The organism is Bradyrhizobium sp. NBAIM08, assembly GCF_020193935.1.
Lineage (GTDB): Bacteria > Pseudomonadota > Alphaproteobacteria > Rhizobiales > Xanthobacteraceae > Bradyrhizobium > Bradyrhizobium yuanmingense.
On the sequence record NZ_JADYVR010000691.1, the window covers coordinates 1 to 421 of the forward strand.

At 73.2% G+C, this 421-nt stretch carries 1 protein-coding gene; it reads right to left on the bottom strand.

The genetic code is table 11. The features are described from left to right. Positions 1 to 100: 100 nt before the first annotated feature. Positions 101 to 421, bottom strand: a 321-nt coding sequence (locus I6F37_RS41590; RefSeq protein WP_225154611.1) for a CinA family protein, incomplete at its 5' end; no start/stop codon positions are given.

Genomic DNA, 421 nt, shown 5'->3' on the forward strand with positions numbered 1-421 from the left:
GCGGAGCACCTCTCCGAGCAGCCGACGGAAGACCACCATGCCGCTCTCCTCTCCGCTGGGGACCTCGCGGCCGCGAAGGGCCGCAGTGAGGTGGATAACGCTACCGGGTCCCGGTTTCTTCCGCGGTCAATAGTCGCGTCCGCAGCGCGTCGAGCGCCTCGGCCACGGTGCGATCCGCGATCGTCGACCGGTCCCCGTTGAGCTCGAGAGCGAGGGCGGTCGTCCCGCCTGGCCCGTCGAGGCCGATGAACACCGTGCCCGCGGGTTTGCCCTCGGACGGGTCTGGACCCGCGACGCCGGTGGTGCTCACGCCGTACGTCGCCCCGGTGACCGCCCGCACGCCCAGCGCCATCGCCCGCGCGAACTCCGCCGACACGACGCCGTGCGCCGCGACGAGTCCCGCAGGCACGCCGAGGAGGTC